Below are 14,547 nucleotides of genomic sequence, written 5' to 3' on the forward strand. Positions count from 1 at the left end.
TCCGGTCAGGAACAGAGGTGCGGGTCTCGATCGAGGCTCGCGCCTTTTGCACGTTTGGGTGATCCGGTGCCAGTGCAGGGCTGAGCCTGTAAACTGTGTGCCAATCCGAAGTCGAATACAGGAATTTTCATGCAACCGGCTAATCTTTTATTACTGACCCTGGTTATGGCCGTCGTGGCTTATGGTCTTGGATATGCTCGTTCCCGGTCATTAGCGATGCCTATGGGCGGGATTCGTCATCTGAAGTCCCTGCCTTTTTACTATGGCGCCCGGGCGGCTTTATGGAGCGTTATCCCTGCTCTGCTGGTACTGGGCTGTTGGATGGCTTTTCAAGGCAAAGTGATTCAGTTAATCGTGATTGGTGGCCTGCCTCAGGATATGGTTCCTGCTACCGATGGTGAAGCAAGTCTCTTGCTGAGCAAGATCAGTAACGTCGCCAGCGGAGCATTGCCGCCTGGATTTGTTGAAGCGCCCATTGTCGAGGCTGCGGAACGGTTAAAGGCACTGCGCTCCCAGAGCCAGTTTCTGATGTCTGCGTTGGTTGTCTCGGTTGCTGTATTGGCGGGCTTTCTGGGCTGGTTAAGAATCCGGCCGCATTTGAATGCCCGTGTCCAGGTTGAATCCATACTAAAATGGGTATTTTTCGCCTGCGCGGCTTTGGCCATATTGACCACTGTCGGAATCATTTTCTCGGTAGCGTTCGAGACATTCCGGTTTTTCGGCAAAGTCCCGTTCACCGAGTTTTTCTTTGGCAGCCACTGGAGTCCCCAGACCGCCCTTCGGGCCGATCAGGTAGCATCCGAGGGTGCTTTCGGCATGATCCCCCTGTTCACCGGCACCCTGCTGATCTCAGCCATCGCCATGACTGTGGCAGTTCCGGTCGGGTTGCTTTCGGCGATTTACCTGTCCGAATATGCCGGCAAGAAGGTTCGCGGCGTGGTCAAGCCGTTACTGGAAATGCTGGCGGGTATTCCGACTGTGGTCTATGGCTTCTTCGCCGCTTTGACCGTGGCACCGTTTATCAGTGACCTTGCTGCCTCGATTGGTATTGAGGCGTCGTCCCAGAGTGCCCTGGCAGCAGGTGCCGTTATGGGCATCATGATTATTCCGTTCGTTTCGTCCCTTTCGGATGACGTTATCAATGCAGTGCCCCAGGCCATGAGGGATGGTTCCCTAGCGTTGGGCGCGACGCAGTCGGAAACCATGAAGAAGGTGATTTTCCCGGCTGCGCTGCCCGGCATCATGGGCGGTATTCTGCTGGCAGTCTCCCGGGCTATCGGCGAGACCATGATTGTGGTCATGGCGGCGGGCCTGGCGGCCAACCTGACTGCCAATCCGCTGGAAACCGTCACCACCGTTACTGTCCAGATCGTGACTCTGCTTACCGGTGACCAGGAATTCGACAGCGCCAAGACGCTGGCTGCCTTCGCATTGGGCGCCATGCTCTTCCTGGCAACCCTGTTGCTCAACGTCATTGCACTGAAAATCGTACGCAAATATCGGGAACAGTATGACTGATCAACGTTCACAGGCGGAAATTGTCCGCCAGTCGCTCAAGCGCCGCTACCGTAAGGAACGCCGTTTCCGCGCCTACGGCGTCATGGCCATTGCCATTGCATTGGGGGCCCTGATAATCCTGTTCACCGATATCATCGGCAAGGGTTACACCGGCTTCGTCAAAACCACCATCACCATGGATGTAAACCTGGATGGTGAAATGATGTACCTGGATGATCCCACGGACGAGCGTCAGATCAAGATGGCTGATTTTGTCGAGCCGCTGGTTCAGGCGTTGATCAAGGAGATACCTGGTGCAACGGAGGATGACCGGAAAAACGTTCGCGAACTGATAAACCCCTACGCATCGGTGACGCTCCGGGATGCACTGAAGGCCAATCCGGAATGGCTGGGTACCACCCAATCCATGACATTCCTCACGCACACCGACGTGGATGTCTACGTCAAGCACGCAGGGGATGACGCCTACTCGATCAAGCTGAATGATCAGCAAAAAGCCTGGGTGGATGAGCTTTTGGAGCGGGATGTCATCGAAACATCGTTCAATGATGTGTTTTTCAGTGGTGGCGATTCCCGTGATCCATCCAAGGCAGGTATTCTCGGCGCAATTGTCGGTTCGTTGCTGACCATGTTCGTTACCCTGATCCTGTCGTTCCCGATTGGTGTTGCCGCAGCGATCTATCTGGAAGAGTTTGCGCCTCAGAACAAGTTTACCGACTTCATTGAGGTCAATATCAACAACCTGGCGGCGGTGCCATCCATTATTTTTGGTCTGCTGGGCCTGGCCGTGTTCATCAATCTTTTCGGGATGCCGCGTTCGGTTCCGGTGGTTGGTGGCCTGGTGCTGACACTGATGACGCTGCCAACCATCATCATCTCCAGCCGGGCCGCAATCAAAAGCGTTCCGCCCTCGATCCGCGAGGCCGCCGAAGGTATCGGCGCCTCCAAGATGCAGGTGGTTCTGCATCATGTGCTGCCGCTGGCCATGCCTGGAATGCTTACCGGTTCCATCATCGGGATGGCCCAGGCTCTGGGTGAAACCGCACCGTTGCTGCTGATCGGCATGGTGGCCTTTATTGTGGATGTGCCCGACGGCTTCTTTGATTCGGCCACCGTTCTGCCCGTACAAGTCTTCCTGTGGGCCGGCAGCCCGGAACTAGCCTTTATTGAACGTGCGTCGGCAGCCATCATGGTGCTGTTGACCTTCCTGATCAGCATGAATGCATTGGCCATCTGGATGCGCAAACGCCTTGAGCGCCGGTGGTAAGGAGAATCAAGATGAATAGTGTGAATACAACCATTGCCAGTGAAGTTTCCCAACCGGATGAGGTCGCCGTGCCAGTTCAGGAATCCAAACCCGCTGAAACCATCATTGAGGAAGGGAAAACCGTCGGGAAGCCGTTCTCGGACGACCCAAAGTTCAAGCTTCGGGATGTCGAGGTATTCTACGGCGATTCTCCCGCCATCAAAAAAATCAGCCTCGACATTGGCCGTAACGAGGTCATTGCCTTTATCGGTCCGTCGGGTTGCGGTAAATCCACCTTCCTGCGGTGCCTGAACCGAATGAACGACAGTATCGATATCTGTCGTGTAAAGGGCTCCCTGAAACTGGACGACCACGACATCTACGATCCCAAACGGGATGTCGTTGAGCTGCGGGCCCGGGTCGGCATGGTTTTCCAGAAGCCCAACCCGTTCCCCAAGTCCATCTACGACAACGTGGCATACGGCCCCCGAATTCACGGTCTGGCCAATCGCAAATCCGATCTGGACGAAATTGTGGAAACCAGCCTGCGCAAGGCCGGCCTTTGGGATGAGGTAAAGGATCGCCTGGACGCCAACGCAACCGGCATGTCCGGCGGTCAGCAGCAGCGTCTGTGCATTGCGCGCGCCATTGCTGTCAGCCCGGAAGTGGTTCTGATGGATGAGCCCTGTTCGGCGCTGGACCCTATTGCCACGGCGAAAGTGGAAGAATTGATTGCCGAGCTGTCTGAGAGCTACACGATCGTTATCGTTACCCACTCGATGCAGCAGGCGGCCCGGGTATCCCACCGTACAGCCTATTTCCACCTGGGGCACCTGGTGGAAGTGAACGAGACCAACAAGGTATTCACCTCCCCGGAACACGAACTGACCGAGTCCTACATCACCGGCCGTTTCGGCTGATTCCGGACCTGAGGAATTTTGGAGAAGAACAGTATGCCTACGAAGAAGGACGACGTTTACGGGGATCACATCTCCCACAAGTTCAACAACGAACTGATGGAGCTCAAGACCGAGTTCCTGAAAATGGGTGGGATGGTAGAAGCCCAGGTCGAGAATGCCATTCAGGCATTGGTGGATGGTGACGGTCACATGGCCGACGAAATCCGCGCCAACGACAAGAAAGTCGACAAGATGGAAGTGGAGATCGACGAGGAAGCCACTCTGATCATCGCCCGTCGGCAGCCGACGGCACGGGATCTGCGACTGGTGATCTCGGTCATCAAGATGGTTGCCGATCTGGAGCGGGTGGGCGACGAAGCCAAGAAGATTGCGAAGCTGGCCATCAAGCTGCAGGAAGAAGGCCAGGCGCCACGCGGCTACGTGGAAGTGCGCCACATCGGCACCCACGTGCTCAGCATGCTCCACGATGCCCTCGACGCTTTTGCCCGCCTGGATTCCGAGCAGGCCCTGCGGATCATGAAGGAAGACAAGCGCGTCGACGAGGAATATCAGGCCGCGGCGCGCACCCTGCTGACGTTCATGATGGAAGATACCCGCAACATTTCACGGTGCATGTCCGTGATGTGGGTGCTCCGTGCTCTGGAGCGGGTAGGTGACCACGCGTGCAATATCGCCGAGAACGTGATCTTCATGGTCAAAGGCGAGGACGTTCGTCATACGCCGGTGGAGGAAGCTGAGAAAGTCGTTGGCCGCTGATCGTTTGACTTGGGTGGCTGGAGGGGCTGGGCCGGCCCTCCACCCAAGCCTAAAGCAATCAGCCCTGCTTCATCTTATCGGTATACGGAGGCCAGCCCAGCGGCTTGCCGGCAAGAACGTGCAGGTGAATGTGGAACACGGTCTGCCCTGAGTTCTCCCCGCAGTTCATGACAACCCGGTAGCCATCGTCGGCAAACCCCTTCTCCTTGGCAATCTTCGCTGCCACCAGATAAAGATGCCCCACCAGTTCCCGATCGTCTTCGGTGATGTCGTTGATAGTGGCGATGGCTTTCTTGGGGATGACCAGAAAATGGACTGGCGCCTGCGGGTTGATGTCACTGAACGCCAGGGCGATGTCGTCTTCGTAGAGGATGTCCGCGGGGATCTCGCGGTTGATGATCTTGGTGAAAATCGTCTCTGACATGGTGACTCCTTCTAAATTGTCCTTGGGATTGTTGTTCGATGTTAAAGCTGATTCAGGCCCGGAATCCGGGAAGTTATCTGCCTGACTACGGCCGGCAGTTCCTCGTCGATGCCCATGGCGTAGCGGGCCACGCGGTTGCGGGCGAAGGGCAGGGCGCGGGCGGCGCCCAGGCCCAGGTTGCGCAGCAGATGGACCGGCGGAATCCGGTTGCTGAACAGATGGTAGAACAGATCCATGGTCAGCATCATTCGGCGGTTCGCCGGCCGGCGTTGTTGTTCATACAGGGTAAGCCACTTCGGGTCCGCCAGATCATCGCCGGCCCGCTTGGCTTCCTTGAGCGCGGATTGCAGGGATTGGGCATCCTGGAAGCCCAGGTTCACGCCCTGGCCGGCCAAGGGGTTGATGGTGTGGGCGGAATCGCCGGCCAGAACCACGCGTCCGGAATGGTATTGTTTGGCATGTTGCCGGGCGATGGGGAACGAGGCCTTGCTGTCGATGTGGGTCAGCAGTGGCAGGCTCGCGGGAAATGATGACTGGATTTCGCTCATCAGGGTGCTGTCGTCCAGCGATTTCAGGCGAGCGAGTTCCTCGGGTGAATCGTACCAGACCAGGGAACCCCAGCTTTCGCCGGCATGCTCCGGGCCGGCACTGTGCAATGGCAGGAAGGCTCGGGGCCCCGAGGGATGAAAGCCCTGCCAGGTAATGTCTTCAACCGGCCCCTGATAACGCACGGAGATGACCATGGCCTGCTGGTCATACTGGTTCCGGGTGGTCCCGATGCCGGCGACGTCCCGGATTCGGGATTGGGCGCCATCGCAACCGACTACCAGACTTGCGAGTAGCTCGCGGCCATCGTCCAGAGTAACAGTCGCCGTATCACCGGACTGTGCCAGGGAGGCAACACCATGGCCGTGGAACAACGTCACATGGGGGCAAGCGTCGGCGGTTTGCCAGAGTGCCTGCTGGGTGACCGAGTTCTCGACGATGTGTCCCAGGTGGTGTGCGCCCAGTTCGGTGGCGTCGAATTGGACTTCGGCCAGTTTCCGGGGCACGAGATTCTGTAGCGGAAAGCGGGTTTCATCCCAGACGGCCAGTCGCTTGTAAGGCGTTGCGCGCATTCCAAGGATGTGGTCCCAGGCGCCGAGGCTCTGAAGATAGCGCTCGCTGCCGGCGCTAAGCGCAGAAACCCGGATGTCCGGGGCGGTGTCTGGACTAAAGGCGGGCGGCGGAGACCGATCAATGAGTGCAACACTGAAACCATTCTGGCCGAGGCCAGTGGCCAGTGCGGCACCGACCATACCGGCGCCAACTACCACAATATCAAAGGCTTGAGTCATATAGGTTTCCTGTCTGATGCCCCAAGTTTACGCGATGGCGGCAGCCAGACAAGAGACCGGGATCAAGCCGGCAGAAAAAGCCTCAATACCCGACCATGCCTGATACCCGCTGCTTGTCAGCCTCCTCTGGCCGGCGACGGCCTTTGACCAGCCAGGCGGGCTTCTGGGCCCCCGGTTTATTGAAGCCCTGGTTCAGTACCATCGGTTGCACAAGGTTAATAAAATCGGCAGTTTTCATGTGGACCGATTCGCTGTGGCTGCCAGCGGCAAAGGCCAGTTCCGGCTGTTCGGTCAGGGCTTCGGCGCAGTACACGGTCATACCGAACAGGTTGCCAAAGGGCGGCATGGCACCTACTTCGCAATCCGGGAAGCGGTCTTTGAATTCCTGTTCGTCCGCAAGATCAATAAAGTCGGTGTCCAGAATACGGGATAGCCTGTCCCAGCGGATTCGCCAGGTCGCCGGCATCACCAGCATCGCCATTTTGCCATCGAGCTCGATGATTACCGTTTTTACGACGCGGTCGCCGGCGATTTTTACGTGGTGGGCCAGTTCCTGGGCGGTATACGCAGGGGGATGAGAGAGGCACATGTACTCGACACCTGCCTCATCGAGGAATTCCTTCAACTGCTGTACCGGCATAGTGACAACCTCCTACCAGCAATGACAGCGTTCCGGAGCCCGTGTGGATCAGAATGCCTGGCCCCGATGGCCTGGCGGGGTCGCTAAACCCCGCCATTAATGGTCAGCTTAGTCGAGGTTACGCAGTTTGCGAGTAACCGGATGTATCAATGAGAAACCGATCGCGAATCTCAGTCGGATTTGATCATATGCACATCGCGCTGAGGGAACGGAATGCTGATGCCCTCGGCGTCGAACGCTTTCTTCACTTTCTCGTGCATGTCCCAGTAGAAGGGCCACAGATCAGCGGACTTGGTCCAGGCCCGAACCGTCAGGTCGACGGAGCTTTCGCCGAGGGCGCCCACCACGATGAGGGGTGCTGGGTCTTTCAGTGCCCGCTCGTCTTCTTCGATGAGGCGCTTGCAGACGGCCTTGGCCTTGTCGATGTCATCGCCGTAGCCAATGCCGAAGCTCATGTCGCAACGACGGGTTTCATAGGCGCTCAGGTTGGTCAGGCTGGCGTTGGCCAGTTGCCCATTCGGGATCACGATCCGGCGGTTATCGAAGGTATCGACAATGGTGTAAAGGATGGAGATTTCCCGGACGGAGCCAAGGTAGCCCTGAGCATCAATCGTATCGCCAACCTTGAAAGGCTTGAAGATAAGGATCAGCACGCCGCCAGCGAAATTGGCGAGGCTGCCCTGCAGCGCAAGACCGACGGCGAGACCGGCAGCACCAATGATGGCAATGAACGATGTTGTGGCAATGCCAACCATGGAGGCGACAGAGATCAGAAGCAGAATCTTGAGAATTGCTCCGATCAGGCCGCAGAGAAACTTGTTTAGGGTAGGGTCTTTCTTGCCCAGCTTGTTGTCGAGAACACCGACAAACCGGTTGATCAGCCACATACCCACAATCAGAGTGACAATGGCCAGAACGACCTTGGGTGCGTAGGTCATGACCAGAGCTGTGGCCTGATTCATGAGTTCCGAGGCGCCTCCCTCAGCGCCGAAGAGATCTTCCATAATGGACTCCTTGTTCGTTGATATTTTTCATAAGTATTGGATTAACGGACAAAATCTTGCAACAACGTGATTCGTCTACTTCTGTATATAGCAGACAAATGTCAGAGATGTGTGTCGCAGGAAAAAATGTTCATTCAGTCGCTTACGCAATTGAGCGCTCGCTGGCCCACTGGAGAATGGTTTTTGGGCCCCCGCGGACCAGAATCCGGCCTTCCTTTTGGCCCAATTGGTAGTCGTACATGGGGTCGTAATAGTCCTTCAGCAGTGCCTCAATCCAGGCGTCATGGGTGCCAGTCCGTCCGGTGGTTTCCTGCTGCAGCAGCGCCTCTTCCATCAGGCCTCGCAGTTTCCTGTGACGTTCACCACCCAGGCGCTTGCGGATGCGATCGATGGCGCTCAGCAGATAGTCCCGGAAGTTCAGCCAGCCAGCTTCGGTTCCGTCGCGGTTCACGTAATCCGCAAACATGCCCTCGACATAGTCCTCCCGGATGATGCCAATGCGCTCTTCCATGGGTTGTTCGAGAATCAGTAGTGGCGACTCCGCCATGCGGTTTTTAAGGGATTCGGGCAGGGCGCATCGCCCCACCAGCCGGCTCTCATCTTCCAGGTAGATCGGGCCGCCCTTGAGGTGGTGGGCCTTGAGCATGGCCACGGCCAGCCTGTTTTCGAAATCGATCTGTGAAGGTTGGGGGGTCACCTGGCGCCCGAAACTGGACCCCCGGTGGTTGGCCAGGCCTTCTAGATCCACCGGGTTCGGCAGCTGTTGTAGAACCCGCGTCTTGCCGGTGCCGGTGCGACCACTGAGAATCCGGAACTCACCAGATTTGACCTGCGCTTCCAGGCTGTCAATCAGAAACCGGCGCAGCGCCTTGTAGCCGCCTTTGACCAGCGGGTAGTCAATGCCAGCGTCCCGTATCCACTCCTGGGTAAGCCGGGACCGCAGGCCGCCCCGGAAACAGAACAGATAACCTTCGGGATGCCGGGCAACAAAGCGTTTCCAGGCTTCGATGCGTTGGGCCTTGCTGTCACCGGACACCAACTGATGGCCGAGCTCAATGGCCTTGTCCTGGCCTTTTTCCTTGTAACAGATGCCGACCCGGTGGCGCTCCTCATCGTTCATCAGGGGCGCGTTCTCCGTGTTCGGAAAACTGCCACGGCTGAACTCCACCGGTGCCCGGACGTCCATCAGTGGTACGTCATTCAGGAACAGGGAAAGGTAGTCGTCGGTGTCGGGTCTGCTTGCCATTTCAGCGGTAAACCAGTTGTCAGATGGAGGCGGCAGTATAGCGGAAATGGGGGTTTTCTGCTTGTCGCGCCCTGTTTCCCGTCCCTGTCATGGGTACAATGTCGCCTTCTTGAAACCTGAGGTTGGATAGCCCATGTCAGCCGACTGTCTGAATGCGCATCTTCGCAAAACGCTGGCCCGTGGCCGGGTTGCCGTGTCCCGTCCCGCTGGCTGTGAGCGCGTCGCGCTTTATCTGTTTGACCCGACCGTTCTTGAGGGGCCCCTGTCCCACGAAGAAGCCCAGGCAGTGGTTGCCGAACCTGCCTACTGGTCGTTTTGCTGGGCCAGTGGTCAGGTGCTCGCCAGCTGGATTCTGGACAACCCCGGGTTGGTCGAAGGCAAACGGGTTCTCGATTTTGGTTCCGGTTCCGGGATAGTGGCCGTGGCTGCGGCGATGGCTGGCGCCCGTGAAGCCATCGCCTGTGATATTGATCCGGCAGCGCTGGACGCAGCCAGTGCCAATGCGGCTCTTAACGGCGTTTCCGTTGGCCTCTGCCAGGACTGGGCAGATCGCCCGGATGAGCTCGATGTCGTAACAGCGGCGGATGTGCTCTACGACCCGGAAAACCGACCGTTGCTCGGCGTTTTTCGAGAGGCGGCACCTAGAGTGCTTCTGGCGGATTCACGAATGAAAGTGTTGGGTGACAGTGCCTATCGCAGGCAGACAACGATTGAGGCCCGGACCTGGCCAGATCTTCACGAATTCGAGGAGTTCAATAAGGTGCGCATCTATCTGGCCGAAGGCGTCGCCAGATAACGGGGATGCAGCAGGAAGCGTATAAAAAATAAAGGGCAACCAGTCGGTTACCCTTTCTCGGAACAGGTCGGCGCATCCGTGCGCATTGGGCAACAGCCGTGTTGCGAGATCCTTGAGCCACTCCGTGGTGCCGGCATCCGAGCCGGCTATCCGAATAGTTATCCCTTAAGCGAGGCGTCCTTGAGTCCCTGCCTCTCCCTGCATTCCGTGCCGGGGTGCATCCAGTGCGTCGTCCTTTTCCCTGTCGTCCTTGATGTAAACACTATACCAATTGAATTCTTACAAACGCGTGAACTGTGCACGGGGCGCAGGTGTTCTCAGCGAGGTCGCATCCAATAAAATATGGTTATCAACGGGTTAGGTTTATGCTAAGGGCGTATTCGCACCACTGCGCACGTGATATCACTGCAAGATCTCACGCCTTTGTAAGAAATCTCTTACAAAGATCCTGGCGAATTTCGCAAATCCGGTTTTCCCAGTTTTCGAACGCCCGGCCAGGGGAGGAGTCCAAGTGCGATGCCTGCGCCATCGGCAGCCAGGTCTGCCAGAGAAAATTCGCGGTAGGGCAGATTTGCCTGGATGATTTCGATGCCCAGACCAAAGCCGAGGAGCGCCGGTACAAACCAGATTGCCCGCAGTTCCGGCCAGGCCAGTCGTGTCAGGATGGTCAACTCAAGGAAGGCGACCAGGTGGTTTATCTTGTCGCTTGAAGAGGAGGGAATGGGGTAAGGGTTGTCGGTTGTTGCAAGAAACCCGATGGCGAGCACGGAAATCACAAAGGCTGCCCGCCAAAGGGGCCGGTACTGCAGCAGACTGGTGAGTTGTTGTTTCAGTGTATCCATCGCGGAAGTCCCTGAGTGCTCTCGGGCTGTGGGAATGTTGTCAACATGATATGCTTTGCGGCCCGTCATTGTCATGGAAGCGGAGGTCCTGCCAGCGATGCTCAAGGGTAATTTTTTTCGTGGACTGGGCTACCTGGGGGAAGGTTTCCGCCTGATTCGTCAGCCCGGTCTGCGGCTGTTCGTCATTATTCCACTGGTTATTAATATTTTGCTCTTCGGATTGCTCTTCTTCTTTATGGGAGAGCTTTTTGCCGGGCTGATTGCCGCCGCCATGGCCTGGCTGCCGGACTGGGCGTGGCTACAGGCGCTGGATTGGCTATTCTGGATTCTTTACGGCGCAGTCATCGTGCTCATGCTCGCCTACGGCTTTGTGATCGTTGCCAACCTGATTGGTTCCCCTTTCTACGGCTATCTGGCCGAGCTGACGGAAAAGCACCTGACCGGTCAGGAAGTGAATACCGACGACAGCTGGGCGGCCATCATCAAGGATATTCCACGTGCGCTCTGGCGTGAGGTTCAGAAAATCCTGTATTACCTGCCGAGGGCTATCGGCCTGCTGATTATCGGTCTGATACCCGTCGTCAATCTGGTTGCGGCTGTTCTCTGGTTTCTCTTCAACAGCTGGATGATGGCGCTGCAATACGTGGACTACCCGGCAGACAACCACAAGGTCAGTTTCCCCGCCCTGCGCCGGTTGCTCGGTGATACCCGCTTGTCTGCTTTCGGCTTCGGAGTGCCAGTGGCATTGGCTGCCATGGTGCCAGTACTGAACCTGTTCGTGGTGCCTGCGGCGGTGTGCGGGGCAACGGCTTACTGGGTGCGTGAGAACGGCGCCACAAGAACGTAATTGGTCTGGAGGTTTCTTGGATACATCGGAATTTGTTATTGGTCAGCGTTGGGTCAGCCACAGTGATACCGGCCTGGGGTTGGGCATTGTCACGGATATCTCCGGACGTCGGGTAACCCTGGGGTTTCCTGCTGCCGATGAGGAACGCACCTACGCGATTGATAACGCACCTTTGTCCCGCATCATCTATCAGCTGGGCGAGGAGATTGAGACCTTTGACGGCGAGCGGTACATCGTTCGAGCGGTCGAGGATATTGGTGGCGTGCTCATGTACCACGCCGACGATGGCACCGACCTGCATGAAATTTCCGAGGTCAAACTTGCGGGCTCGGTGAACTTTTCAGCGCCACACCAGCGGCTTTTCGCGGGCCAGTTCGATCGCAACGGCGCTTTTCGTCTGAGGTATGCGACCCTTCAACATATGAACCGCCTGAGGGCGTCTGCGGCCCAGGGGCTGATAGGTGCACGTACCCAGCACCTGCCGCACCAGATCTATATTGCCCATGAAGTTGCCCGGCGCCATGCGCCACGGGTGCTTCTGGCCGATGAAGTCGGCCTTGGCAAAACCATCGAGGCGGGGCTTATCCTGCATTATCAGCTGCACACCGGGCGGGCGAAACGCGCCCTTATCGTGGTGCCGGATTCCCTCACCCATCAATGGCTGGTTGAAATGCTTCGGCGCTTCAATCTGCGGTTCTCGATCGTGGATCAGGGTCGCTACGATGCCCTGAAAGAGCGGGAAAGCGATGTCGACGCCCTGGTTAACCACATTTTTGGCGACGAAGACGCGGTCAATCCCTTCGAGAGCGAGCAACTGGTGCTCTGCAGTCTCGATTTCCTGAAGCAAAGCCAGAAGGCGCAGGACGATGCCCGCAAGGCTGAGTGGGATCTGATGATCGTGGACGAGGCTCATCACCTGGCGTGGAGCCCGGATGAAGTCAGCCCGGAGTACCGGATTGTTGAGGAGTTGTCGGCGATCAGCCGGGGCTTGCTGTTGCTGACGGCAACGCCGGAGCAGGTGGGTGTCGCCAGTCATTTCGCCCGGTTGCGGCTGCTGGATCCGGCCCGTTTCCATGATCTGGAAGCCTTCCGGAAAGAGGAGCAGCAGTACGAGACGATCAACGCGGTGGTCCGCCGGCTTCTGGACGAAGAATCCGCTATCAGCGCCGAAGACCAGAAGTTGCTGCGGGAATGGCTGGGAGAAGAGCTGGACCACCTGCTGACCGGAGACCATCCACGGCAAGCGGTCATTGATGCCCTGCTGGATCGCCATGGTACCGGGCGGGTGCTGTTCCGGAACACCCGGGCGGCCATCCAGGGATTCCCCGAACGCCGTCCCAACCCGGAGCCTCTGCCATGCCCGGCCATGTACGAAGGGCAGGCTTCAGGTCTTCAGGGGCTGACCCCCGAGCAACTGGTGCCCGAGGAGCAATGGCTGTCGGACGATCCCCGGGTGGCGTGGCTCGAGAAAAAGCTGGTCAGCCTGCGTCCCGCAAAGGTCGTCGTTATCTGCGCCAGCGCTGAGACCGCCATGGCCCTGGAGCACTATCTCCAGCTGCGCGCCGGTATCCGCAGTGCGGCGTTTCATGAACACCTGAGCCTGATCGAGCGAGACCGGGCTGCCGCCTACTTCGCCGACACCGAACAGGGAGCCCAGGCCCTGATCTGTTCTGAGATCGGCAGCGAAGGCCGCAATTTCCAGTTTGCCCACCACCTGGTGCTGTTCGATCTGCCGGGCAACCCGGATCTGCTTGAACAGCGCATCGGTCGGCTGGACCGGATTGGTCAGACCGAAACCATCGATATTCATCTTCCCTACCTGCGTGATACCAGCCAGGAGGTCCAGTTCCGATGGTTCCACGAGGGGCTGAACGCTTTTGCCGAAAGTTGCGCCGTCGGCGTTGCGGTTCAGGAAGCGGTCCAGTCCCAATGGCAGCAGGCCATTGATGGCGATGCCAGCATTGCGAACGAGCTGGTTAAAGCCTCCGCCGAAGAGGCGGAGCGCCTGAAAACCCTGCTGCAAAACGGTCGGGATGCCTTGATTGAACTGAATTCCTGCCGCCCGGACGTGGCGGAGGACCTGATTGCCGCCATTGAAGAAGAGGAATCTGAGGAGCAGGTTCGGGACTACATGATGGAAGCCTTCGATATTCTCGGGGTCGATGTCGAAGACCATGCCGAACACTCCGATATCCTGCGGCCGGGCGAACAGTACCGGGCCGGCCATGTCGCCGAATTGCCCGAAGATGGCATGACCGTGACCTGGGATCGCAGGAATGCCCTGGAGCGGGAAGATCTGGCGTTTATGAGCTGGGAGCACCCGATGGTCACCGGGGTGATGGACTCGGTGACCAGCTCCGGTCTGGGCAAAGCCGCACTCGCCAGCCTGTCGGTCAAGGCCCTGCCTCCGGGAACGCTGCTGATGGAAGCGCTGTTTACCGTGCACTGCCCGGCGCCAGACGCTCTGCAACTGACCCGCTACCTGCCGGTTTCGCCGTTGCGCCTGCTGGTGGACGTGAATGGCAAGGAGCTGTCGGGGGCTTTGCCCCACAACCGGCTGAACGAGATGTGCTCGAACATCCGCCGGCGCACGGCCCAGGCTATCGTGCCCCAGATTCGGCCCCAGGTCGAAACCATGGTGGATCACGTCGAGCGCCTCTCGGAGCCTCATCTGGAGCCCCTGAAAGCCCGGGCGCTTGAACAGCTAGCTGCCAGTTTCGAGCCGGAAATCCGGAGACTGGAAGCGTTGCAGAAAGTGAACCCTGCGATCCGCGAGGAGGAGATCGACTTTTTCCGGAACCAGTTCGAAGCGGCGAGGGATGCCATAGGCCATGCCAGCCTGGCTCTGGAAGGTATTCGTGTGATCGTGACCTCATAAATCGGGGTGGGACGGCTGTAACTGGCTGACTGAGCGGCATTTGCTGGTCAGCCCTCATCTGATGCGGTACCGTAAACGTAACGGTTTATAGTC

13 protein-coding genes are annotated in these 14,547 nt (G+C 57.9%); 7 read left to right on the top strand and 6 right to left on the bottom strand.

Features of this window, described 5'->3' with window-relative positions:
- Window positions 1-129 precede the first annotated feature (129 nt).
- The 4 genes from pstC to phoU are packed head-to-tail and all read left to right on the top strand — an operon-like array spanning window position 130 to window position 4,440.
- Window positions 130-1,518, top strand: coding sequence for a phosphate ABC transporter permease subunit PstC (gene pstC, locus WA411_RS03955; protein ID WP_069182181.1), 1,389 nt, complete (start codon window positions 130-132; stop codon window positions 1,516-1,518).
- Complete coding sequence (pstA, locus tag WA411_RS03960) at window positions 1,511-2,785, top strand: phosphate ABC transporter permease PstA (RefSeq protein WP_069182180.1); 1,275 nt, start codon at window positions 1,511-1,513, stop codon at window positions 2,783-2,785. Before pstC ends, pstA begins: the two co-directional genes overlap by 8 nt.
- 11 nt (window positions 2,786-2,796) lie before the next feature.
- The gene (gene pstB, locus WA411_RS03965) at window positions 2,797-3,684 is read left to right on the top strand and encodes a phosphate ABC transporter ATP-binding protein PstB (protein ID WP_069182179.1); all 888 of its coding nucleotides are present in this window, start codon (window positions 2,797-2,799) and stop codon (window positions 3,682-3,684) included.
- A 33-nt stretch (window positions 3,685-3,717) separates the two neighbouring features.
- Complete coding sequence (gene phoU / locus WA411_RS03970; RefSeq protein WP_069182178.1) at window positions 3,718-4,440, top strand: phosphate signaling complex protein PhoU; 723 nt, start codon at window positions 3,718-3,720, stop codon at window positions 4,438-4,440.
- 58 nt (window positions 4,441-4,498) lie between these two features.
- Here phoU and WA411_RS03975 read toward each other — a convergent pair whose 3' ends face one another.
- The 5 genes from WA411_RS03975 to mnmH all read right to left on the bottom strand — a co-directional run bounded on the left by WA411_RS03975 (window position 4,499) and on the right by mnmH (window position 9,091).
- Window positions 4,499-4,864, bottom strand: coding sequence for a histidine triad nucleotide-binding protein (locus WA411_RS03975; RefSeq protein WP_291904511.1), 366 nt, complete (start codon window positions 4,862-4,864; stop codon window positions 4,499-4,501).
- Between the two features lie 41 nt (window positions 4,865-4,905).
- Window positions 4,906-6,201: an FAD-dependent monooxygenase gene (locus tag WA411_RS03980; protein WP_291904510.1), complete on the bottom strand. Its 1,296-nt coding sequence runs from the start codon at window positions 6,199-6,201 to the stop codon at window positions 4,906-4,908.
- 82 nt (window positions 6,202-6,283) lie between these two features.
- On the bottom strand, window positions 6,284-6,841 hold the full coding sequence (locus tag WA411_RS03985; RefSeq protein ID WP_136629862.1) for an aminoacyl-tRNA deacylase: 558 nt from the start codon (window positions 6,839-6,841) through the stop codon (window positions 6,284-6,286).
- Between the two features lie 170 nt (window positions 6,842-7,011).
- A complete protein-coding gene (locus WA411_RS03990; RefSeq protein ID WP_222465545.1) occupies window positions 7,012-7,845 on the bottom strand; it encodes a mechanosensitive ion channel family protein in 834 nt (277 codons plus the stop codon).
- A 142-nt stretch (window positions 7,846-7,987) separates the two neighbouring features.
- A complete protein-coding gene (mnmH, locus tag WA411_RS03995) occupies window positions 7,988-9,091 on the bottom strand; it encodes a tRNA 2-selenouridine(34) synthase MnmH (protein WP_291904506.1) in 1,104 nt (367 codons plus the stop codon).
- Window positions 9,092-9,224: 133 nt separating this feature from the next.
- On the opposite strand from mnmH, the gene WA411_RS04000 reads away from it, so the two are divergent.
- Complete coding sequence (locus tag WA411_RS04000) at window positions 9,225-9,887, top strand: class I SAM-dependent methyltransferase (RefSeq protein ID WP_291904505.1); 663 nt, start codon at window positions 9,225-9,227, stop codon at window positions 9,885-9,887.
- Between the two features lie 437 nt (window positions 9,888-10,324).
- On the opposite strand, the gene WA411_RS04005 is transcribed toward WA411_RS04000, so the two are convergent.
- The gene (locus WA411_RS04005; RefSeq protein ID WP_291904504.1) at window positions 10,325-10,729 is read right to left on the bottom strand and encodes a VanZ family protein; all 405 of its coding nucleotides are present in this window, start codon (window positions 10,727-10,729) and stop codon (window positions 10,325-10,327) included.
- Window positions 10,730-10,826: 97 nt separating this feature from the next.
- Here WA411_RS04005 and cysZ point away from each other — a divergent pair, with 97 nt between their 5' ends.
- Window positions 10,827-11,576 (top strand): sulfate transporter CysZ, encoded by a 750-nt coding sequence (gene cysZ, locus WA411_RS04010; protein ID WP_069182806.1) that lies wholly within the window; start codon window positions 10,827-10,829, stop codon window positions 11,574-11,576.
- A 16-nt stretch (window positions 11,577-11,592) separates the two neighbouring features.
- Window positions 11,593-14,454 carry an RNA polymerase-associated protein RapA gene (gene rapA, locus WA411_RS04015; RefSeq protein WP_291904503.1) on the top strand — a complete coding sequence of 954 codons (2,862 nt, stop codon included), beginning with the start codon at window positions 11,593-11,595 and terminating at the stop codon, window positions 14,452-14,454.
- Window positions 14,455-14,547: the final 93 nt, after the last annotated feature.

Origin of the sequence: Marinobacter sp. CH_CUG1437-1 (assembly GCF_037029655.1) — a bacterium.
GTDB classification, from domain to species: domain Bacteria; phylum Pseudomonadota; class Gammaproteobacteria; order Pseudomonadales; family Oleiphilaceae; genus Marinobacter; species Marinobacter salsuginis.